The following is a 20,709-nucleotide window of genomic DNA, read 5'->3' on the forward strand; positions in this document are numbered from 1 at the left end:
GCCAGCGCCAGCGCGTCGCGGCCGTGCGCGTCGCGCGGCGCCGGCGAGGCCTTGGCCTCGGCCAGCGCGGCGATCACGCCGGCGGCGCCGGCGCGCGCGGCCTCCATCAGCGCGGTGGTGCCGTGCTGGTCGGCGCGCGCGGGATCGGCGCCGGCGGCGAGCAGCACGCGCACGCATTCGCGATGGCCTTCCAGCGCGGCGTGCATCAGCGCGGTGCGGCCGAGCGCGTTGGCGGCGTCGACGCGCGCCCTGTGCTTGAGCAGCAGGCGCAGACCGGTCGGGTCGTCCTCGGCGATCGACGCGGCGGCCAGCAACGCCGGTTCGCCGCGTGCCGGTTCCGGCTTGGCGCCGCGCTCGAGCAGGAAGCGCACCAGCGGCCAGTTGGCGGCGCGGCAGGCCACCGCCAGCGGGCTCAGGCCGGCGCGGTTCAGCGCGTCCAGCGGCGCTCCCGCGTCCAGCAGCATCGCGGCGACGCCGGCGTCCGCGCTGAGCGCGGCGCCGTGCAGCGGGGTGTTGCCCTCGACGTCGGCGGCGGCCGGATCGGCGCCGTTGGCGAGCAGGGTCATCACCGCCTCGGCGCGGCCGTGGTAGCTGTCGCGGGTGGCGGCGAGCAGCGCGGTCAGGCCGTCGCGTGCGCGGTTGACGTCGGCGCCGCGGGCGATCAGCGCGCGCAGCAGGCGCGTGTCCGGCAGCAGCGCGGCCAGCACCAGCAGCGGACGGCGGTCGCGCGCGCCGGGCTCCGGCTCGGCGTTGGCGTCGGCGCCGGCTTCCAGCAGCGCCAGCGCGCGTTCCGTCTGGCCGTTGCGCGCGGCTTCCAGCAGCGCCGCCTCGCGCGCGCCGGGCAGGGTCTCGGCGGGGCTGAGCCGCACCGGCGGCGCCGCGCCGGGCGTGCCGGCGTGCGCCTTCGCGCCGCCGCCGTGGCGGGCGCGGCGGCGGTCGCAAAGCAGCGCGCGCAGGGTGCGGTCGGCGATCACCAGGCCGCCCAGCGGCAGCACCGCCAGGCCGTACAGCAACAGGGCGGCAGTGCGCAGTTCCTGCGGCAGCACGCCGTACAGCCCGGTCAGCGCCAGCGCGCCGAACGCCAGCACCAGCAGCGCGATCGCGGTGGGCAGGAAGTGGGTGAAGAAGCGGTGCTCCTGGTCGGTGGCGAGGTGGCGCGCGAAGGCCACGCTGCGCGCGATCGCGGTGAAGATCCACGAACGCTCGCCCGGCTCGGGAAAGGCGTCGTCCCACAGCACCAGCAGGCCGAACGCCGGCCACAGCCGCCACAGCGCGGCCAGCGCCACCACCAGCGCGGTGGACAGCAGCAGCGTGCCGGCGAGCGAGGGCGCGCGGGTCAGCGTGACCAAGGGCCAGGCCACCAGCAGCAGCACCAGCGCCACGTAGGCGGTGAACAGCACCAGGTGCGCGGCGCCGCGGCGCAGCACGGTGGAGCGGAAGTCCGGCTCCGGCTCGAAGCCGATCGCGTGGCAGACCGCCGCCAGCGCCAGCGTGTTGGCGGCCAGCAGCGGGATCAGCACCAGCGGATGCACCGCCAGCGCCGCCAGGGCGACGCAGACGAGGGCGGGGAGGAAGTAGGGCAGCGATTTCGTGAGCGGCGGACGGCGGCGCGGCTTGGCGTTCGGCATGGGGAAGGGCACGTTCGTCGGCACGAAATGGCCGCGAGTATACGAAGCGAACCCCGCCGGCGCGGTAACGTGCCGTTAATCGTCGACGGCGTCGAGCGCCTTGCCGGGCGGCAGTTGCAGATGCCAGCCGCGCGCGCCGAGGTTCGCGCGCACGGTGGCGGCGTCCTCGCGCGCGAGCTTGCGGCCGGCCGTCAGCTCCACCGCCAGCACGAAGCGCAGCTCGCCGAGCATCTGCGCCAGCGCGGCCGGCAGCGCGCCGAAGCCGTCGCGCTCGCGCAGGTAGACGTAGGTGTCGGCCTTGGCCAGGCTCTTGTAGACGAAGGCTTGCATGCGCGGGAGCTTAGCAGCGCGGGCGCCGGCGCGCGGCAACCGGTCGCGCATGCTGCACCCGCACTTGCATCCCCGGCACGGCCCGTCCAAAGTGCTGCCCCGCGTCCATGCTCGACCGTATGGCGCGCCGGACTGCCCCGGCACCGTCACCACGCATCAGGGGAAAAACCAGGAGTGTCACGCATGACCAAGAACAACCGCACCCGGCCGGGCTTCCGCCCGCTCGCCGTCGCGGCGCTCGCCGCCGCCGTGCTCGGGGCGCTGGCGCTGTCCCAGCAGGCGTCCGCCGCGGGCTTCCAGCTGAAGGAGAACGACGTCAAGTCGATGGGCCGCGCCTACGCCGGCTCGCAGACCGCCGGCGACGACGCCGCGGTGGTCTCCAACAACCCGGCGGCGATGAGCGCGCTGAAGGGCACGCAGTTCCAGGCCGACATCACCGCCATCAACGTCAGCGCCAAGTTCAGCGGCGGCGGTACCGACGCGCTCGGCCGGCCGCTGACCGGCGGCAACGGCGGCGACGCCGGCGATCTGATCCCGGTGCCGGCGTTCGACTTCGTCACCCAGGTCGGCGACCGCTGGCACCTCGGCGTCGGCGTGCACGCGCCGTACGGCTTCAAGACCGAATACGACCGCGACTGGGTCGGCCGCTACCAGGCGGTGAAGTCCGACATCAAGGTGCTGGACGCGGTGTTCTCGGCGTCCTACGACGTCACCGACAAGTTCGCGCTCGGCTTCAGCGCGATCGCGCAGCGCACCAGCGCCGAGCTGACCCAGGCGATCAACTTCGGCACCATCCTCGCGCTCAATCCGGCGGTGCCGCCGGGCCTGTTCCTGCCGCAGTCGGCCGACGGCTACGGCCGTCTGAAGGGCGACGACTGGGGCTACGGCTGGCAGGTCGGCGCCTACTGGCGGCTCTCCGACGCCGACACCCTGGCGGCCAGCTACCGCAGCAAGATCAACCACACCATCACCGGCAACGCCGAATTCACCGTGCCGGCGCAGGTGCGCGGCGTGTTCGCGCTGAACCCGCTCACCGCCGGCCTGTTCACCAACACCAAGGGCACGGCCGACTTCGACACGCCGGCCTACGCCGAACTGAGCTACTGGCACAAGGTCAACGACGCCTTCGGCCTCGGCGCCGACCTCGGCTGGACCAAGTGGGACTCGCTGCAGACGCTGGTGGTCGACTACGACAACCCGGCGCAGCCGAACAGCACCGAGGTGTTCGACTACAAGAACGCCTGGTTCGTGTCCTTCGGCGGCGAGTATGCGCTGAGCGACCAGCTGAGCCTGCGCGCCGGCGTGGCTTACGACAAGACGCCGACCCGCGACGCCACCCGCGATCCGCGCGTGCCGGACAACACCCGCAAGTGGCTCTCGCTGGGCCTCGGCTACAAGCCGACGGCGAACACCGAGTTCAACCTCGGCTACTCGCACCTGTTCGTCAGCGACGCCAGCATCAACGACACCAGCCCGACGGGCGACCACCTGGTCGGCAAGTTCTCCGACAAGGGCGACCTGTTCGGCGTGTCCGGCCGCTTCGTGTTCTGAGCCGGTGCCGCCCGCACGGGCGGTGGCGTCACGCATGCAGCCCCTCCCCGTGCGCGGGGAGGGGTTTTCTTTCCGACGAGCGCGCGTTCCTAGGCGCGATGCCGCTGCTGGAAGCGGCGCACCTTGGCCGGGTTGCCGCAGGTGCGCATGCTGCACCAGCGGCGCGAGCGGTTCTTGCTGACGTCGTAGAACAGCCAGCCGCAGCCGTCCGGCGCCGGGCACTGCTTCAGTCGCGAGAGGTCGTCGCCGGTCAGCACCTCCGCCGCGGACGCCAGCACCTGCCACAGCGGCAGTTCCAGCGCGTCCTCGGGTTCCCAGCGCCATTGCCAGCCCGCATCCGGCGCCAGCCGGCGGTGCGCCAGCGCTTCCGCCAGCGCGCGGTTCAGCGCGTCGAGATCGGCGCGGTCCGGCGCCGCGCCGCGCGCGGCCGCCTCGAACACCCGGTACAGGCGGTCGCGCAGCGCGCGCGCCGCGGCCATCGTCGCCTCGGTGCGGCGCGGATGCGCGCGGGCCGCGCGCGCCAGCCGCCGCGCCTGCGCCGGCGAAAGCGCGCCGACGCAGTCCTGCGCCCAGCGCAGCAGGTCGGCGTAGTCGCCGAGGTAGTCGCGCGGCTGCGGATCGAAGTGCGAATGGCGCGTGTTGACGAAATCGAGGCAGAGGCGGCCGCCGACCACTTCGATGTCCGCGGGTTGGAGGCTCATGCGCAGGGCTCGCTAACCGGTGAATTCAGTTTGACAGGTTATGACGGCTGGCGCATCATAACCGCCGAATTGCATATAGGCGGTTAGCGCGATGGCCTCCCGGAACCCGCAAGAACACGTCGACGCCGCGCGGCGGCGCCTGCTCGGCGCCTCCGTCGCCGCTCTGGCCTGGCTGGGCGCGGGCGCGCCCGCGCGGGCGCAAGCCGGACCGGGGCCGGTGCTGATCGACGCGCCCTCCAACCTCGGCCTGCGCCCCCTGCGGCCGGGCCACGTGCCGGGCGCCTGGCGCGCGCCGCAGGCGCTGCGCGCGCGCGGATTGCAGGCGCGCCTCGGCGCCGAGGACGGCGGCGCGGTGCCGGCGCCGGCCTACGCACCGGCGCCGGATCCCGCCACCGGCTACCGCAACGGCGCCAACCTCGCCGCCTACACGCCGCGGCTCGCCGCGCGCATCGGCGCGGTGCTGGACCGCCGCCGCTTCCCGCTGGTGCTGGGCGGCGACTGCAGCGTGCTGCTGGGCGGCGCGTTGGCGCTGCGGCGGCGCGGCCGCTACGGCTTGCTGTTCATCGACGGCCACAGCGACTTCTACTTCCCGCGCGACGCGCGGCCGCTGACCGCCGCCGGCATGGATCTCGCGCTGGCCACCGGCCACGGCCCCGACACGCTGGTCGCCATCGACGGCCGCAAGCCCTACTTCGAGGAGCGCGACGTGGTGGTGTTCGGCTACCGCGACTACGGCACGCCGGACGTCGTGCAGACCGAACGCTTCGAGCGCGCGGCGTTCACGCGCCGGCCGCTGGAGGCGGTGCGCGCGCAGGGTGCCGCCGCGGCGATGCGTGCGGCGCTGCCCGTGCTGGAGCGCGCGGAACTGCAGGGCTTCTGGATCCATCTCGACGTCGACGTGCTGGACCCGCAGACGATGCCGGCGGTCGATTCGCCCGATCCCGGCGGCATGACGCTGGCCGAACTGGAAGACGCGCTGGCCGCCGCGCTGGCCTCGCCGCGCGCGACGGGCATGGAGCTGACCATCTTCGATCCGGACCTCGATGCGGACGGCGCGCTGGCCGAGCGCCTGGCCGGGCTGCTGCAGCGCGCGTTCGCGCGGGCGGGCCGCATCGCCGCGAAAACGTCAGCGACGGCATGATCGCGCGGCTGTGGCACGGCACCACCTCGGCGGCGGCGGCCGACGCTTATCTCGCCTTCCTCGAGACGCGCGCGATTCCGGACTACCGCAGCGTTCCGGGCAACCTGTCCGCGCAGGTGCTGCGGCGCGTCGACGGCGCCGTCGCGCACTTCTACACGCTGACGTTCTGGGAGTCCGAGGCGGCGATCCGCGCCTTCGCCGGCGCGGACATCGCGCGCGCCAAGTACTATCCGGAGGACGCGGGTTTCCTGCTCGCCTTCGAGCCGCGCGTGCAGCACTTCGAGCTGCGCGGCGAGCGCGATCCGGCGCTGCCGCTGCGCTGGTGAGGCGCCGCGCCCGCCGGGGCGCGGCGCGCGTTCATTCGCCGAGGGTCAGCAGCGAGGCGTTGCCGCCGGCGGCGGTGGTGTTGATGGTCAGCGTGCGCTCGGTGGCGAAGCGCAGCAGGTAGTGCGGACCGCCGGCCTTGGGCCCGGTGCCGCTGAGGCCCTCGCCGCCGAACGGCTGCACGCCGACCACCGCGCCGATCTGGTTGCGGTTGACGTAGCAGTTGCCGGCGCGCACGCGCTTCTGGATGTGCTCGACGGTGGCGTCGATGCGGCTGTGGATGCCGAGCGTCAGGCCGTAGCCGGTGGCGTTGATCGCGTCGATCACGCGGTCCAGCTCGCTGGCCTTCCAGCGGATCACGTGCAGCACCGGGCCGAACACCTCGCGCTTGAGCACGTCCAGCGAGGGAATCTCGTAGGCGCGCGGCGCGAAGAACGTGCCCTCGGCGCATTCCGCCGGCAGCGCCACTTCCTTGATCAGCTTCGCCTCGCCGCGCATGCGTTCGGCGTGGGCGGCGAGCACGCTGCAGGCGTCGGCGTCGATCACCGGGCCGATGTCGGTGGACAGCAGGCCGGGGTCGCCGACCTTCAGCTCGTCCATCGCGCCGGCCAGCATGGCGATCACCTTGTCGGCGATGTCGTCCTGCACGAACAGCACGCGCGCGGCCGAGCAGCGCTGGCCGGCGGAGTCGAACGCCGAGGCGATCGCGTCCTTGACCAGCTGCTCGGGCAGCGCCGAGGAATCGGCGATCAGCGCGTTCTGGCCGCCGGTCTCGGCGATCAGCGCGGCGATCGGCGCGTTGCGCGCGGCCAGCGCGCGGTTGATCGCCCAGGCGGTCTCGGTGGAGCCGGTGAAGGCGACGCCGGCGACGCGCGGATCGCGGGTCAGCGCCGCGCCGACGGTGGCGCCGTCGCCGGGCAGCAGCTGCAGCACGGCTTCCGGCACGCCGGCCTCGCGCAGCAGCTTCGTCGCCTGGTACGCGATCAGCGTGGTCTGCTCGGCCGGTTTGGCGATCACGCTGTTGCCGGCGACCAGCGCCGCGGTGACCTGGCCCATGAAGATCGCCAGCGGGAAGTTCCACGGGCTGATGCAGACGAACACGCCGCGGCCGTTGAGGAACAGCTGGTTGGATTCGCCGGTCGGACCGGGCAACTGCTCGGGGTGCGCGAACAGCTTGCGCGCCATCGCCGCATAGTAGCGGCAGAAGTCGGCGGCCTCGCGCACCTCGGCGATCGCCGCCGGGATGGTCTTGCCGGCCTCGCGCACGGCGAGCGCGATGAACTCGCCGCGACGCTGCTCGAGCAGGTCGGCGGCGTGCTCGAGGATGGCCGCGCGGCTGGCCGCCGGCAGGCGGTCCCACTGCGGCTGCGCGGCGACGGCGTTGGCCAGCGCGCGTTCGACGGTGGCGGCGTCCGCCGCCTGCCAGCTGCCGACCGTGCGCGAGCGCTTCGCCGGATCGGCCACCTGCACGGTCGGTCCGCCGCTGCTCGCGCCCGGCACCAGCGGCGCGGCGCTCCACGGCGCGCGTGCAGCGTTGACCGCATCGGCGAGCGCCTTGAGTTCGTTGTCGTTGGCCAGGTTCACGCCCATGGAATTCTTCCGAAGTTCACCGTACAGGGCCACCGGCTGCGGGATGCGCGGATGCGGTTTGGAGACGAAGCCGCGGCTGGTCTCGCAGGGATCGGCGACGAGGTCGCGGATGGGGACGTCCTCGTCCACCACGCGGTTGACGAAGGAGGTGTTGGCGCCGTTCTCCAGCAGGCGGCGCACCAGATAGGGCAGCAGGTCCTCGTGGCTGCCGACCGGCGCGTACACGCGGCAGGGCACGTTCAGGCGCTCCGGGCCGACCACCTCGGCGTACAGGTCCGCGCCCATGCCGTGCAGGCGCTGGTACTCGTAGGGCCGGCCCTGCGCGTAGTGGTGGATCGCGGCGATGGTGTGCGCGTTGTGCGTGGCGAAGGCGGGATAGATGCACTCGCTGCCGACGTCGAGCATGCGCCGCGCGCAGGCCAGGTAGGAGACGTCGGTGTTGGGTTTGCGCGTGTACACCGGATAGCCGGCGAGGCCGCCTTCCTGCGCGCGCTTGATCTCGGAATCCCAGTACGCGCCCTTGACCAGGCGCACGCACCAGCGGCGCCCGGTCCTGCGCGCGGTCTCCGCCAGCCAGTCGATCACGAACGGCGCGCGCTTCTGGTAGGCCTGCACGGCCAGGCCGAAGCCGTTCCAGCCTTCCAGCGACGGGTCGGCGAACACCGCGCCGATCACGTCCAGCGACAGCTCCAGGCGGTCGGACTCCTCGGCGTCGACGGTCATGCCGATGCCTTGCGCCTTGGCGAGCTGCGCCAGTTCCAGCAGCGCCGGCGTCAGCTCGGCCCGCACGCGCGCGCGCTTGGCCACCTCGTAGCGCGGATGCAGCGCGGACAGCTTGACCGAGATCGACGGCGCGTCCAGCACGTCCTGCCACGGTCCGCGCCGGCCCAGCGCGACGATCGCCGCCTTGTAGGCGCCGAGGTAGCGGGCGGCGTCGGGCGCGGTCAGCGCCGCCTCGCCGAGCATGTCGTAGGAATAGCGGTAGACCGCATTACCCTTCTCGGCGGCGCGGTCGAGCGCCTCCTCGATCGTGCGGCCCATCACGAACTGGTGGCCCATGATGCGCATCGCCTGGCGCACGGCCAGGCGGATCACCGGTTCGCCGGCGCGGGCGATCAGGCGCTTCAGCGCGCCGGCGAAGTCGCGGCGCGTCTCCTCGGCGAGCTGAACCAGCTTGCCGGTCAGCATCAGGCCCCAGGTGGAGGCGTTGACGAACAACGAATCGCTGCCGCCGAGGTGCTTCTTCCAGTCGGCCTCGCCGAGCTTGTCGCGGATCAGCTTGTCGGCGGTGGCGCTGTCGGGGATGCGCAGCAGCGCCTCCGCCACGCACATCAGCAGCACGCCTTCCTCGCTGGAGAGGTCGTACTGGCGCATGAAGGATTCGACCGCGCTTTGGTCGGCGGCCTTGGCGCGCACGCGCGCCACCAGGTCGGCGGCGCGGGCGAGCACCTGCGCGCGTTCGGCCGGCGGCAGTTCCGCCTGCGCCAGCAGGTCGTTGACCGCCTCGGTCTCGTCGCGCGACCACGCCGCGGTGATGCGCGCGCGCGCGGCGTCGGCGGCGCCGGGCAGTTCGGGAGAAAGGATCTCGGCGTTCACGGGCACTCGTTCGGGAGTTGGCGCGCGCCGCGGCGGACGCCGGCGCGAACGCGCGATTGTAGACGCCGCCCCGATGGGGGCCAAGTGAACGGCGCGCGCGCGGCAGGATGTCGCATGGCCGGCCGGATTGACCGCGATCAGGGCGCGCGCCGGCCGTCCTTGCTCCGCGCCCGGCCGGGGCTCTATCCTTACGCAGTTTCGGGCCCGCTGTGATCCCCATGATCGTGCAGGAGCCGGCTTCGGCGTTGGCGGAGCGTGTGACGGTCTGGCTGCGGCCGAACCGGGCGCTCAGCAAGCGCCACCTGCGCCGCCTGGTGCTGGCGCTGGCGGCGGCCGCGCTGGGCACGGCCTGGCTGGGATCGTTTCAGGGCAACGTGTACGCGCCGCTGTTCGCGCTGGCCGAGATTCCGGCCGTGGCGTTCGCGCTGGGCCTGGCCTGGCGCGCCGGCGAGCGCGGCGAACGCATCACGCTGGACGCGGATGCGCTGGAGGTATGCGCGTTCCCCGGCGGGCGCGCGGGGACGCGCTTCCCATCCTATTGGGTGCGCGTGCAGCTGCGGCCCGGACGCGGGCGGCAGCGGTTGCTGCTGGCCTCGCACGGGCGCGAGCTCGAGGTCGGCGCGTTCCTGGCCGACGCCGAGCGCGAGGAGCTGCTGCGGCGACTGCGGTCGCTGCTGGCCGAACGCACCGGTGCGGGGCATCGACAAACGGGTTCACCAGACTCAGGGTGCAAGACATGAAATTTGGCGGCATCTGGCGAAAGGCGGGGGCTTGGATGGCGGCGGCGGGGATGCTCGCGAGCGGTGTCGCGTCGGCCAACCCGCAGCCCTGGCAGCTCAACCTGACCGCGGGCGTCACCGACACCTCGCACAAGGTCTACGCGATGCACATGGCCGCGTTCTGGGTGTGCGTCGGCATCGGCATCGTCGTGTTCGGCGCGATGATCGTGGCGATGGTGCGCTTCCGGAAGTCGAAGGGCGCGGTGGCGGAGAAGTGGAGCCACAGCACCAAGCTCGAGCTGCTGTGGACGGTGATCCCGGTGCTGATCCTGATCGGCCTGGCCTGGCCGGCGACGAAGACGCTGATCTACATGGCCAGCACCGGCAGCGCCGACATGACGGTGAAGATCACCGGCTATCAGTGGAAGTGGCGCTACGATTACGTCGATTACCAGGGCAAGCCGGTCAACCGCGTCGGCTTCATCTCCAAGCTGGACGCGCAGAGCGACCGCATCCGCCAGCTCGGCTCCGGCCTCGACCCGTGGTCGGCGAAGGACGCCGACGGTTACAACGACTACCTGCTGAACGTCGACCACCCGCTGGTGCTGCCGGCCGGCGTCAAGGTGCGCTTCGTGGTCACCGCCGACGACGTCATCCACGCCTGGTGGGTGCCGCAGCTCGGCTGGAAGCAGGATGCCATCCCCGGCATCATCAACGACCAGTGGACCAAGATCGACGAGCCCGGCATCTACCGCGGCCAGTGCGCCGAGCTGTGCGGCCAGGACCACGGTTTCATGCCAATCGTGGTCAAGGTCGTGCCGAAGGCGGAATTCGAGCAGTGGCTGGCCGCGCAGGAAGCGGCCGGCGCCACCGAGCAGGCCGCGCGCACCGCGCAGGCGAACGTCCCGGCCCGCGCGGGCCAGGGTTGAATCGAACCGGATCGCATTAGACAGAGGTGCAGGTCATGGCTACGCACGCGGCCACCCACGACCACCACGACGAGAAGCCGGAAGGTTTCCTCGACCGCTGGCTGTTCACCACCAACCACAAGGACATCGGCACGCTGTATCTGGTGTTCGCCTTCATCATGGTCTGCATCGGCGGCGCCATGTCCGGGGTGATCCGCGCCGAGCTGATGAAGCCCGGCATGCAGCTGGTGCAGCCGTACTTCTTCAACGAAATGACCACCATGCACGCGCTGGTGATGATCTTCGGCGCGATCATGCCGGCGTTCGTCGGCCTGGCGAACTGGATGGTGCCGCTGATGATCGGCGCGCCGGACATGGCGCTGCCGCGCATGAACAACTGGTCGTTCTGGATCCTGCCGTTCGCGTTCGCGCTGCTGCTGTCGACGCTGTTCATGGCCGGCGGCGCGCCGGCCGGCGGCTGGACCATGTATCCGCCGCTGGTGCTGCAGGGCGGCAACGCCATCGCCTTCATGATCTTCGCCATCCACCTGATGGGCATCAGCTCGATCATGGGCGCGATCAACATCATCGCCACGATCCTGAACATGCGCGCGCCCGGCATGGACCTGCTGAAGATGCCGCTGTTCGTGTGGACCTGGCTGATCACCGCCTTCCTGCTGATCGCGGTGATGCCGGTGCTGGCCGGCGCGGTGACCATGCTGCTCACCGACAAGTACTTCGGCACCAGCTTCTTCAACGCCGCCGGCGGCGGTGACCCGGTGATGTACCAGCACATCTTCTGGTTCTTCGGGCACCCCGAGGTCTACATCATGATCCTGCCGGCGTTCGGCATCGTCTCGGAGATCATCCCGACCTTCGCGCGCAAGCCGCTGTTCGGCTACCGCGCGATGGTGTACGCCACCGCCTGCATCGCGTTCCTGTCGTTCATCGTCTGGGCGCACCACATGTTCACGGTCGGCATGCCGCTGGGCGGCGAGCTGTTCTTCATGTACGCGACCATGCTGATCGCGATCCCGACCGGCGTGAAGGTGTTCAACTGGGTCACCACCATGTGGCGCGGCTCGCTGACGTTCGAGACGCCGATGCGGTGGGCGATCGCCTTCGTCATCCTGTTCACCATCGGCGGCTTCTCCGGCGTGATGCTGGCGATCGTGCCGGCCGACTTCCAGTACCAGGACACCTACTTCGTGGTGGCGCACTTCCACTACGTGCTGGTGACCGGCGCGCTGTTCTCGATCATCGCCGCGATCTACTACTGGTGGCCGAAGTGGACCGGCCGCATGTACAACGAGAAGTGGGCCAAGTTCCATTTCTGGTGGAGCATGGTGTTCGTCAACGTGCTGTTCTTCCCGCAGCACTTCCTCGGCCTGGCCGGCATGCCGCGTCGCATCCCGGACTACAACGTCGCCTTCGCCGACTTCAACTTCATCAGCTCGATCGGCGCGTTCGGCATGCTGCTGACGCCGATCATGTTCTTCTTCATCCTCTGGCACTCGAAGAAGTACGGCGCCAAGGCCGACGCGCGCTCGTGGGAAGGCGCCAAGGGCCTGGAGTGGACGGTGCCCTCGCCGGCCCCGCACCACACCTTCTCGACGCCGCCGGTGATCGACGACAGCGCGCTCGCGCACGGCGACGTGACGCACTGAGCACAGCCAGCCTGCCGCTTCCCGCATGGCGGGTAGCGGCGGCGGAACCTCGGCAGCCAGCGATGAACCGCACTCCCGCCAGCCACGATCCGCAAGCGCGCCGCGCCGGCGTGCGCCGCACGGTGTGGATCGCGGCCGGCGTCGCCGTCGCGCTGTTCCTGCTGATCATCCTGAAAGGGGTGACCGCATGAGCGCCGATCCGCGCGAGCGCGCGCGGCGCGGCAGCGCGCGCATCATCCGCGTCGCGCTGGCGGTCGGCGCGGTGATGTTCCTGTTCGGCTTCGCCTGCGTGCCGATCTACCGCATCGTCTGCACGCACGTGCTCGGCATCAAGCTGGACGAAGGCCCGGCCAGCGCCGGCAAGGTCGACGCGTTCCAGGTCGACGCCTCGCGCGAAGTGACCGTGGAGTTCGTCGGCAACGTCAACAGCGCGCTGCCCTGGCAGTTCGCTCCCGAGAAGGTGCGCATCAGCGTGCACCCCGGGCAGATGACGCTGGCCTGGTTCGACGCGCAGAACGTCTCCGACCGCGCGATCACCGGCCACGCCGTGCCGAGCGTCGCGCCGAACACCGCTTCGCTGTACTTCAACAAGGTCGAGTGCTTCTGCTTCACCGACCAGACGCTGCAGGCGGGCGAATCGCGGCGCATGCCGGTGCGCTTCGTCGTCGACCCGCGCCTGCCGGCGAACATCAAGACGCTGACGCTTTCCTACACCTTCTACGAAAACGAACTCGCCGAGCGGCGCGCCGCGCAATCCGCGGCGCCGGCGGGTTGATCAGGCAACACACCCATCGGGGAACCCAGCATGGCTCAGCAAGGTGCTTACTACGTCCCGCACGGCAGCAGGTGGCCGATCGTCGGCTCGATCGGCCTGTTCACCACCGTGTTCGGCGCGGCGCATTGGATCAACGGCAACGACGGCTGGCGCTGGGTGATGTTCGCCGGCATCGCCGTGCTGCTGGTGATGATGTTCGGCTGGTTCGGCACGGTGATCCGCGAGTCGATCGGCGGCATGTACAACCGCCAGGTCGACACCTCGTTCCGCATGGGCATGATCTGGTTCATCTTCTCCGAGGTCATGTTCTTCGGCGCCTTCTTCGGCGCGCTGTTCTACGCGCGCTCGCTGTCGGTGCCGTGGCTGGGCGGCGAGGGCCACGGCGCGCTAACCCACGACGTGCTGTGGAGCAGCTTCACCGCGGCCTGGCCGACCAACGGCCCGCAGGGCATCGGCGGCGCCTTCGAGACGATGGCGCCATGGGGCATCCCGCTGCTGAACACGCTGCTGCTGCTGAGCTCCGGCGTGACCATCACCATCGCCCATCACGCGCTCAAGGCCGGTCAGCGCAAGAAGCTGCTGGCCTTCCTCGCCGCCACCGTGCTGCTCGGCGCGACCTTCCTGTTCTTCCAGGCGCACGAGTACATCGAGGCCTACACGCACCTCAACCTGACGCTGCAGAGCGGCATCTACGGCTCGACGTTCTTCATGCTGACCGGCTTCCACGGCCTGCACGTGACGCTCGGCGCGATCATGCTGACGGTGATCTGGTTTCGCTGCGCCAAGGGCCACTTCGACAAGGAGCACCACTTCGGCTTCGAGGCGGTGGCCTGGTACTGGCACTTCGTCGACGTGGTCTGGCTGGGCCTGTTCATGTTCGTGTACGTCCTCTGAGCCGGACGCTGCGCGCAGGAACGCGACGGGCCGGCTGCGAAGCCGGCCCGGTCGTTTCCAGGAGGCGCGCCGGCGCCGCGCGGTCCGCAGGGCGGGCTCAGCCGCCGATGTCGTGCGGCCGCAGCCAGCCCGCCCAGATGCCGATGATCACCATCAGGATCAGCAGCAGCGACAGGCCGATGCGGCGCGTCAGCGCCCACACGGTGCGCTTGGTCTGGCCGCGGTCGGTCATCATGAAGTACAGCGCCTGGCCGAGGTTGAACAGCACCACCAGCAGCAGGACCACCAGCGCGTATTTGTACAGGGTCGCCATGCCATGAATCCGGCGAGTGAGCGGGCGCGCAGTATACCCGGGCGCGGAGCGCGGCCCGCATGATGCGGCTGCGCCGGCCGTCGTGGTTCGCGCTGACGCTGACCCTGGTCGGCGTGGTTTTGTTCGTGCGTCTGGGCATTTGGCAGCTCAACCGCGCCGACGAGAAGGAAACGCTGCTGCGACGGTTTGCCGCGGCCGCGCAGGCGCCGCTGCAGGACTTCGCCGACGTGGTCGGCCACGCGGCGCCCGACCGCTATCCGCACGTGCGCGTGCACGGCCGCTTTCTGCCGCGCGAGTATCTGCTCGACGACCAGATCGTCGGCGGCCAGGTGGGCGTGCGCGTCTACGCGCCGTTCGCGCCCGCTGCGGGCGACACCCTGCTGCTGGTCAACCTGGGTTTCCTGCCGCGGCAGGGCGCGCAGCAACGCCTGCCCGACCTGCCGCCGCTGCCCGCCGGCGAAACCACGCTGACCGGCCTGTACGCGCCGCCGCCGTCCGCCGGCCTGAAGCTCGGCGGCAACGCGCTGCCGCGCGAGCCGCGCTGGCCGAAACTGACCATCTACATCGACCTCGACGCGATCGGTGCGGACCTCGGCCGCCGCCTGTATCCGCGCGTGCTGCTGCTGGACAAGGACCCGGCCAGCCCGTACGTGCGCCTGTGGACGCCCGACTTCATGCCGCCGGCGCGGCACCGCGGCTACGCGCTGCAGTGGTTCTCGTTCGCCATCGCCGCGGTGGTGATCTTCCTCGTGCTGCACCGGCGGCGCGACAACGATGAGGCATCGCGATGACTCCGCCCCGCCGCCCGCGCCTGCAGTTGCTGTTGCTGCTCGGCGTGTTCGCCGCCCCGTTCCTGCTCGCCCTGCTGCTGGTGCGCGGCGGCTGGCTGCCGGGGACGAAAAGCTACGGCACGCCGGTGCTGCCGCAGCGGAGCCTGCTCGACGCGCCGGTGACGCTCGTCGACGGCGGCCGCTACGCCTGGAAGGACGCCAGGCCGCGCTGGACGCTGGCCGTGTTGCCGGGACCGGACTGCGCCGCGGCGTGCGCGCGCGAACTCGCCCTGCTGCAGGCCGTGCGCGTGCGCATCAACAAGAAGGACGTGCAGCTGCGCCTGCTCTATCTCGGCGCGCCGCCCGCCGACGCGCAGGCGCGCGCGTTGCTGGCGGGCTGGGCGGTCGGCCGCGACGACGCCGGCCGGCTGGCGGCGTTCCGCCCCGCGCGCGCCGACAGCCTCGCCGCCGTGCTGGTGGAGCCCGACGGCACCGCGCTGACCGCGTACCCCGCCGGCTACGATGCCGAATTGCTGCTCAAGGATCTGCAGAAGGCGATCAAGTGATGCCGCGCCGCCCGCTCTCCCTGCCCGCGAAACTGGCCTGGTTCGCCGCCGCGTTCGCCTTCTGCGTGATCGTGTTCGGCGCGTTCGTGCGCCTGTCCAACGCCGGCCTGTCCTGCCCGGACTGGCCGACCTGCTACGGCCAGGCCACCTGGCCGACGCACGCGCACGAGATCGCGCGCGCCAACGAGGCGTTCCCGACGCGTCCGGTCGAGGCCGGCAAGCCGTGGCGCGAGCAGTTCCACCGCATGATCGCCGGCACGCTCGGCGTGCTGGTGCTGACGCTGGCGCTGGTCGCGGTCTGGCGGCGGCCGCGGGCGCGCGCGCTGGTGCTGCTCGCGGCGGCGGCGGCGGCGCTCGGCGTCGGCCTCTACATGGGCGGCCGGCACGCGGCATCGGCGCTGCTGTCGGCGGCGGCGATCGGCTTGCCGCTGGCGGTGGCGCTGCGCCTGCCGCGCGCGGCGCCCTGGCGGCTGGCGGTGGTGGCGCTGGCGGTGATCATCTTCCAGGCGATGCTCGGCATGTGGACGGTGACGCTGCTGCTGAAGCCGATCGTGGTGATGGGCCACCTGCTGGGCGGCCTGACCACCTTCGCGCTGCTCGCCTACGCGGCGCTGCGGCTCTCGCGCGTCGGCGCCGACGGCGAGGAGTTCGCGCGCCTGCGCCGCTTCGTCGCGCTCGGCGTCGTGCTGCTCGCCGGCCAGATCGCGCTGGGCGGCTGGACCAGCGCCAACTACGCGGCGCTGGCCTGCGGCTACGGCGGATCGGCCTTTCCGCACTGCCTCGGCCAGTGGTGGCCGGCCACCGATTTCCGCCAGGGCTTCGTGCTGTGGCGCGAGATCGGCGTCAACTACGAAGGCGGCGTGCTCGACCTGCCGGCGCGCACGGCGATCCAGCTGGCGCATCGCCTCGGCGCGCTGGTGGTGTTCTGCTATCTCGGCTGGCTGGCGCACCGCGCCGCGCGCGCTGGTTTGCGCGGCTACGGCGTCGCGCTCGGCGCGGCGCTGCTGGCGCAGGTGGCGCTCGGCATCGGCAACGTGACGCTCGGCCTGCCGCTGCCGGTGGCGACCGCGCACAACGCCGTCGCCGCGCTGCTGCTGTTCGCGCTGCTGGCGCTGCTGGCGCGCACGCAACGCCGCCTGGATCCCGCCTGAGGTCCGCCATGCTTGCAGCCGCCGCAGCGAAAACCCATGCTGGCGCCGCCGTGACCGCCGTCGTCCGCCAGTACTGGGCGCTGACCAAGCCGCGCATCGTCGCGCTGCTGGTGTTCTGCGCGGTGATCGGCATGTTCCTCGCCGTGCCCGGCCTGCCGCCGTGGCGCGCGCTGCTGCTCGGCACGCTCGGCATCTGGCTGGCGTCGGCATCCGCCGCGGCGCTGAACCAGCTGATCGACCAGCGCATCGACCGCGTGATGGCGCGCACCGCACACCGCCCGCTCGCCAGCGGCGCGCTGCAACCGCGGCAGGTGATCGTGTTCGCGCTCATCCTGGGCGCGGCCTCGATGCTGGTGCTGGCGCTGTGGGTCAACGTGCTGACGGCGGTGCTGACCTTCGCCGGCCTGATCGGCTACGCCGTGGTCTACACCGCGTTCCTCAAGCGCGCCACGCCGCAGAACATCGTGATCGGCGGCATCGCCGGCGCGGTGCCGCCGGTGCTGGGCTGGACCGCCGTCACCGGGCAGCTGCACCCGTACGCGCTGCTGCTGTGCCTGATCATCTTCGTGTGGACGCCGCCGCACTTCTGGGCGCTGGCGATCTTCCGCCGCGACGACTACGCGCGCGCCTGCGTGCCGATGCTGCCGGTGGTGTACGGCGTCGAGTACACGCGCTGGCACGTGCTGTTCTACACCGTGCTGCTGGTGCTGGTGACGCTGCTGCCGTACCTCACCGGCATGAGCGGCGTGTTCTACCTCGGCGGCGCGGCCGTGCTCGGCGGCGGTTTCCTCTACTACGCGATCCGCCTGATGAACCCGCCGGACGAGCGCTTCGCGATGAAGGTGTTCGGCTACTCGATCGTCTATCTGATGGCGCTGTTCGCGTTCCTGCTGCTCGACCACTGGCTGGTGGCGCCGGCGCTGCAGGGCGGCTTCGTCTACCGGCGCATCGGCTGAATTCAGTCGGCGAGGTCGGCCGACTCCTCGGCCTCGGCCGGCGTCGGCGCGCGCGCGGCGTGCGCCGCGTAGCGCTGCGCGATCGCGGCACAGACGATCAGCTGCAGCTGGTGGAACACCATCATCGGCAGCACGATCGCGCCCAGCCCGCCGGCCTGCCCGGCGAACAGCAGCTTGGCCATCGGCACGCCGCTGGCGAGGCTCTTCTTCGAGCCGCAGAACTGCAGGGCGATGCGGTCGGCACGGGCGAAGCCGAGGCGCTGCCCGGCCCACGCGGTCGACGCCAGCGCGCAGACGAGCAGCAGCGCGGCGACGACCAGCGTGCCGGCCAGCGCGGCGGGCGGCGTGTCGCGCCACAGGCCTGCCGCCACCGCCGCGCCGAACGCGCTGTACACCACCAGCAGCACCGTGCCTTGGTCGGTGTAGCGCAGCAGCCGACGGCGACGCTCCGCCCAGCCGCCCAGCCACGGCCGCAGCAGATGGCCGGCGGCGAACGGCGCCAGCAGCAACAGCACGATGTCGCGTATCGCGCCGAGCGGCGCGGCCAGGCCGCCGTGCGCCGCCAGCAGCGCGCCGGCCAGCAGCGGCGTGAGGAAGATGCCGAGCAGGTTGGACGCCGAAGCCGCGCACACCGCCGCCGGCACGTTGCCGCCGGCCAGCGAGGTGAAGGCGATCGACGACTGCACCGTCGACGGCAGCGCGCACAGGAACAGCACGCCGGCGTACAGCTCGGGCGTCAGCACTGCGCCGGCCAGCGGCTTCAGCGCCAGTCCCAGCAGCGGAAACAGCGCGAAGGTGCAGGCGAGGATCGCCAGGTGCAAGCGCCAGTGCGCGACGCCGCCGAGGATCGCCGCGCGCGACAGTCGCGCGCCGTGCAGGAAGAACAGCAGGGCGATCGCGGCGTCGGTGGCGGCATCGAAACCCGCCGCCGCGGCGCCGCGCGGCGGCAGCAGCGACGCGACGCCGACCGTCGCCAGCAATGCCAGCGTGAACGGGTCGGGGCGGTAGCGGAAGGCGCGCATGCTGCCGGCATTCTAGCGACGCGCTTCCCAAACCACCGCCGCGGTGGCTAACTAGCGCGATCCGCAGCCCCCCGGAGCAGCCATGACCAGCGTCCACGACTTCAGCGCCACCACCATCGACGGCGCCGAGCAGAAGCTCGACGCCTACCGCGGCAAGACCCTGCTGATCGTCAACGTCGCCTCGAAGTGCGGCTTCACCCCGCAGTACGCCGGCCTCGAGGCGCTGTACCGCCAGTACAAGGACAAGGGGCTGGTGGTGCTCGGCTTCCCCTGCGACCAGTTCGGCCACCAGGAGCCGGGCGACGAGGCCGAGATCAAGCGCTTCTGCTCGTTGAACTACGACGTCACCTTCCCGATGTTCGCCAAGATCGAGGTCAACGGCGACGGCGCGCACCCGCTGTACAAGTTCCTCAAGAAGGAAGCCAAGGGCCTGCTCGGCACCGAGGCGATCAAATGGAACTTCACCAAGTTCCTGGTCGACGGCGAGGGCCGCGTGATCGAGCGTTACGCGCCCACCGACACGCCGGAGAGCATCGGCAAGCAGCTGGCGAAGATGCTGTGAGCGCGGCGGCGATGAACGCCGGCGCCGCCGACCGCCCGCTCGACCGCCGCGACCTGAAAACGCTGGCGCTGGCCGCGCTGGGCGGCGCGCTCGAGTTCTACGACTTCATCATCTTCGTCTACTTCACCGCGACGATCGGCCAGCTGTTCTTCCCGGCCGACACGCCGGACTGGCTGCGCCAATTGCAGGCGTTCGGCCTGTTCGCCGCCGGCTATCTCGCGCGGCCGCTGGGCGGCGTGGCGATGGCGCACTTCGGCGACCGCGGCGGCCGCAAGCGCATGTTCACGCTGAGCGTGTTCCTGATGGCGGTGCCGACGCTGCTGATCGGCCTCTTGCCCACCTACGCCAGCGCCGGCTACGCCGCGCCGCTGGCGCTGCTGGCGCTGCGCATCCTGCAGGGCGCGGCGGTCGGCGGCGAGGTGCCGGGCGCGTGGGTGTTCGTCGCCGAGCACGTGCCCGAACGCCGCGTCGGCTTCGCCTGCGGCACGCTCACCGCCGGGCTGACGCTGGGCATCCTGCTCGGCTCGCTGGCGGCGACGGCGGTGAACAAGGTCTACGCGCCGGACGAGGTGCTGGCCTTCGCCTGGCGCCTCCCGTTCCTGGCCGGCGGCGCGTGCGGCTTCTTCGCCGTGTTCCTGCGCCGCTGGCTGGCGGAGACGCCGGTGTTCGACGCGCTGTGCGCGCGCCGGGCGCTGGTGCGCGGGCTGCCGCTGCGCGAGGTGCTGCGCGGCCACGGTGGCGCCGTCGCGCTGTCGATGCTGCTGACCTGGGTGCTGACCGCGGCGATCGTGGTGGTGATCCTGATGACGCCGACGCTGCTGCAGAAGCTGTACGGCTTCGCGCCGGCGCGCGCGCTGGCGGCGAACAGCCTGGCGACGCTGGCGCTGGCCGCCGGCTGCGTGGCGTTCGGCGCGCTGACCGACCGCATCGGCGCGGCGCGCGCGCTGCTGCTCGGCTGCGCGGCGCTCGCCGCCGCGACGTACCTGCTGTATCTCGGCGCGGGCGCGGTGCCGGAGCGGCTGTCCGCGCTGTACGCCGCGGCCGGCTTCTGCGTCGGCGTGGTCGGCGTGGTGCCGGCGGCGATGGTGCGCGCGTTCCCGGCGGCGGTGCGCTTCTCCGGCGTCGCCTTCGCCTACAACCTCGCCTACGCCGTGTTCGGCGGACTGACGCCGCTGGCGGTGGCGCTGATGATCGCGCGCGTGCCGCTGGCGCCGGCACACTATGTCGCCGCGCTGTGCGCGCTGGGCATGGCGGTGGCGTTGTACCTCGCCGGCGCAGGGCGCGTGCGCGCCGGCGTTGCCGCCGCGCTTTGAACACGGCGTCGCCGCCGCAGGGACGACGGACCGGAGCCCGGCCGCGCGCGCGGCGCGCATCGCGACGACGACGGCCGCGCCGCGTGCCGGCGACGTTCCGCCATGCATGTCCGCGCGGCCGAGGCGATACGCATCCCGCGATCCGGACCGCGCGAAATGCAAGTTGTTGTCACGCCGCGCGCGGCACCGCCGTTATCGCCGCTCAACGGCCATGCGAATTGCCTATCGCGTT

21 protein-coding genes are annotated in these 20,709 nt (G+C 71.7%); 15 read left to right on the forward strand and 6 right to left on the reverse strand.

All coding sequences use genetic code 11. From position 1 onward, the window contains the following. Together MBSD_RS03190 and MBSD_RS03195 are read right to left on the reverse strand one after the other, a co-directional pair. Positions 1–1,628: ankyrin repeat domain-containing protein (locus tag MBSD_RS03190; protein WP_187300544.1), on the reverse strand; the 1,628-nt coding region annotated here is incomplete at its 3' end. 75 nt (positions 1,629–1,703) lie between these two features. Further along, a complete protein-coding gene (locus tag MBSD_RS03195) occupies positions 1,704–1,958 on the reverse strand; it encodes a YcgL domain-containing protein (protein WP_062535096.1) in 255 nt (84 codons plus the stop codon). A gap of 183 nt (positions 1,959–2,141) precedes the next feature. Here MBSD_RS03195 and MBSD_RS03200 point away from each other — a divergent pair, with 183 nt between their 5' ends. After that, entirely contained in the window at positions 2,142–3,509 is a 1,368-nt protein-coding gene (locus MBSD_RS03200) for an OmpP1/FadL family transporter (RefSeq protein ID WP_062534997.1), read from the forward strand. A gap of 89 nt (positions 3,510–3,598) precedes the next feature. Here MBSD_RS03200 and MBSD_RS15700 read toward each other — a convergent pair whose 3' ends face one another. Further along, the gene (locus MBSD_RS15700; protein ID WP_062534999.1) at positions 3,599–4,210 is read right to left on the reverse strand and encodes a CGNR zinc finger domain-containing protein; all 612 of its coding nucleotides are present in this window, start codon (positions 4,208–4,210) and stop codon (positions 3,599–3,601) included. Between the two features lie 91 nt (positions 4,211–4,301). Between MBSD_RS15700 and MBSD_RS03210 the strand changes: the two genes are divergently transcribed. Together MBSD_RS03210 and MBSD_RS03215 are read left to right on the forward strand one after the other, a co-directional pair. Next, the gene (locus MBSD_RS03210; protein ID WP_082306446.1) at positions 4,302–5,351 is read left to right on the forward strand and encodes an arginase family protein; all 1,050 of its coding nucleotides are present in this window, start codon (positions 4,302–4,304) and stop codon (positions 5,349–5,351) included. After that, positions 5,348–5,677, forward strand: coding sequence for an antibiotic biosynthesis monooxygenase family protein (locus tag MBSD_RS03215; RefSeq protein WP_062535001.1), 330 nt, complete (start codon positions 5,348–5,350; stop codon positions 5,675–5,677). Before MBSD_RS03210 ends, MBSD_RS03215 begins: the two co-directional genes overlap by 4 nt. A 31-nt stretch (positions 5,678–5,708) precedes the next feature. Here MBSD_RS03215 and putA read toward each other — a convergent pair whose 3' ends face one another. Then, positions 5,709–8,861, reverse strand: a complete 3,153-nt coding sequence (putA, locus tag MBSD_RS03220; protein WP_114693193.1) for a bifunctional proline dehydrogenase/L-glutamate gamma-semialdehyde dehydrogenase PutA — start codon at positions 8,859–8,861, stop codon at positions 5,709–5,711. 218 nt (positions 8,862–9,079) lie between these two features. On the opposite strand from putA, the gene MBSD_RS03225 reads away from it, so the two are divergent. The 6 genes from MBSD_RS03225 to MBSD_RS03245 all read left to right on the forward strand — a co-directional run bounded on the left by MBSD_RS03225 (position 9,080) and on the right by MBSD_RS03245 (position 13,824). Beyond that, a complete protein-coding gene (locus MBSD_RS03225) occupies positions 9,080–9,601 on the forward strand; it encodes a DUF2244 domain-containing protein (RefSeq protein WP_062535003.1) in 522 nt (173 codons plus the stop codon). A 50-nt stretch (positions 9,602–9,651) separates the two neighbouring features. Beyond that, positions 9,652–10,509, forward strand: a complete 858-nt coding sequence (coxB, locus tag MBSD_RS03230) for a cytochrome c oxidase subunit II (protein ID WP_237071734.1) — start codon at positions 9,652–9,654, stop codon at positions 10,507–10,509. Between the two features lie 35 nt (positions 10,510–10,544). Continuing rightward, positions 10,545–12,155, forward strand: coding sequence for a cytochrome c oxidase subunit I (gene ctaD, locus MBSD_RS03235; protein ID WP_062535008.1), 1,611 nt, complete (start codon positions 10,545–10,547; stop codon positions 12,153–12,155). Between the two features lie 62 nt (positions 12,156–12,217). Beyond that, a complete protein-coding gene (locus MBSD_RS15875; protein ID WP_272898331.1) occupies positions 12,218–12,346 on the forward strand; it encodes a hypothetical protein in 129 nt (42 codons plus the stop codon). Further along, positions 12,343–12,930, forward strand: coding sequence for a cytochrome c oxidase assembly protein (locus MBSD_RS03240; RefSeq protein WP_062535010.1), 588 nt, complete (start codon positions 12,343–12,345; stop codon positions 12,928–12,930). The genes MBSD_RS15875 and MBSD_RS03240 overlap by 4 nt, the downstream gene beginning before the upstream one ends. Before the next feature lie 30 nt (positions 12,931–12,960). Beyond that, a complete protein-coding gene (locus MBSD_RS03245) occupies positions 12,961–13,824 on the forward strand; it encodes a cytochrome c oxidase subunit 3 (RefSeq protein WP_062535012.1) in 864 nt (287 codons plus the stop codon). Positions 13,825–13,921: 97 nt separating this feature from the next. Here MBSD_RS03245 and MBSD_RS03250 read toward each other — a convergent pair whose 3' ends face one another. Beyond that, on the reverse strand, positions 13,922–14,137 hold the full coding sequence (locus tag MBSD_RS03250) for a twin transmembrane helix small protein (protein WP_062535015.1): 216 nt from the start codon (positions 14,135–14,137) through the stop codon (positions 13,922–13,924). Between the two features lie 59 nt (positions 14,138–14,196). On the opposite strand from MBSD_RS03250, the gene MBSD_RS03255 reads away from it, so the two are divergent. The 4 genes from MBSD_RS03255 to cyoE are packed head-to-tail and all read left to right on the forward strand — an operon-like array spanning position 14,197 to position 17,580. Beyond that, entirely contained in the window at positions 14,197–14,928 is a 732-nt protein-coding gene (locus MBSD_RS03255; protein WP_062535017.1) for an SURF1 family protein, read from the forward strand. After that, positions 14,925–15,473, forward strand: coding sequence for a hypothetical protein (locus MBSD_RS03260; protein ID WP_062535019.1), 549 nt, complete (start codon positions 14,925–14,927; stop codon positions 15,471–15,473). Before MBSD_RS03255 ends, MBSD_RS03260 begins: the two co-directional genes overlap by 4 nt. Then, positions 15,473–16,624: a COX15/CtaA family protein gene (locus MBSD_RS03265; protein ID WP_062535021.1), complete on the forward strand. Its 1,152-nt coding sequence runs from the start codon at positions 15,473–15,475 to the stop codon at positions 16,622–16,624. The genes MBSD_RS03260 and MBSD_RS03265 overlap by 1 nt, the downstream gene beginning before the upstream one ends. Positions 16,625–16,632: 8 nt before the next feature. Continuing rightward, the gene (gene cyoE, locus MBSD_RS03270; protein WP_062535023.1) at positions 16,633–17,580 is read left to right on the forward strand and encodes a heme o synthase; all 948 of its coding nucleotides are present in this window, start codon (positions 16,633–16,635) and stop codon (positions 17,578–17,580) included. Between the two features lie 2 nt (positions 17,581–17,582). Here cyoE and MBSD_RS03275 read toward each other — a convergent pair whose 3' ends face one another. Then, positions 17,583–18,602 (reverse strand): bile acid:sodium symporter family protein, encoded by a 1,020-nt coding sequence (locus tag MBSD_RS03275; RefSeq protein WP_062535025.1) that lies wholly within the window; start codon positions 18,600–18,602, stop codon positions 17,583–17,585. An 82-nt stretch (positions 18,603–18,684) separates the two neighbouring features. Between MBSD_RS03275 and MBSD_RS03280 the strand changes: the two genes are divergently transcribed. Together MBSD_RS03280 and MBSD_RS03285 are read left to right on the forward strand one after the other, a co-directional pair. Continuing rightward, positions 18,685–19,164, forward strand: coding sequence for a glutathione peroxidase (locus MBSD_RS03280; RefSeq protein ID WP_062535027.1), 480 nt, complete (start codon positions 18,685–18,687; stop codon positions 19,162–19,164). 11 nt (positions 19,165–19,175) lie between these two features. Next, positions 19,176–20,477, forward strand: a complete 1,302-nt coding sequence (locus MBSD_RS03285) for an MFS transporter (protein ID WP_062535099.1) — start codon at positions 19,176–19,178, stop codon at positions 20,475–20,477. Positions 20,478–20,709: the final 232 nt, after the last annotated feature.

This window comes from Mizugakiibacter sediminis, assembly GCF_000953855.2.
In the GTDB taxonomy this organism is placed as follows: domain Bacteria; phylum Pseudomonadota; class Gammaproteobacteria; order Xanthomonadales; family Rhodanobacteraceae; genus Mizugakiibacter; species Mizugakiibacter sediminis.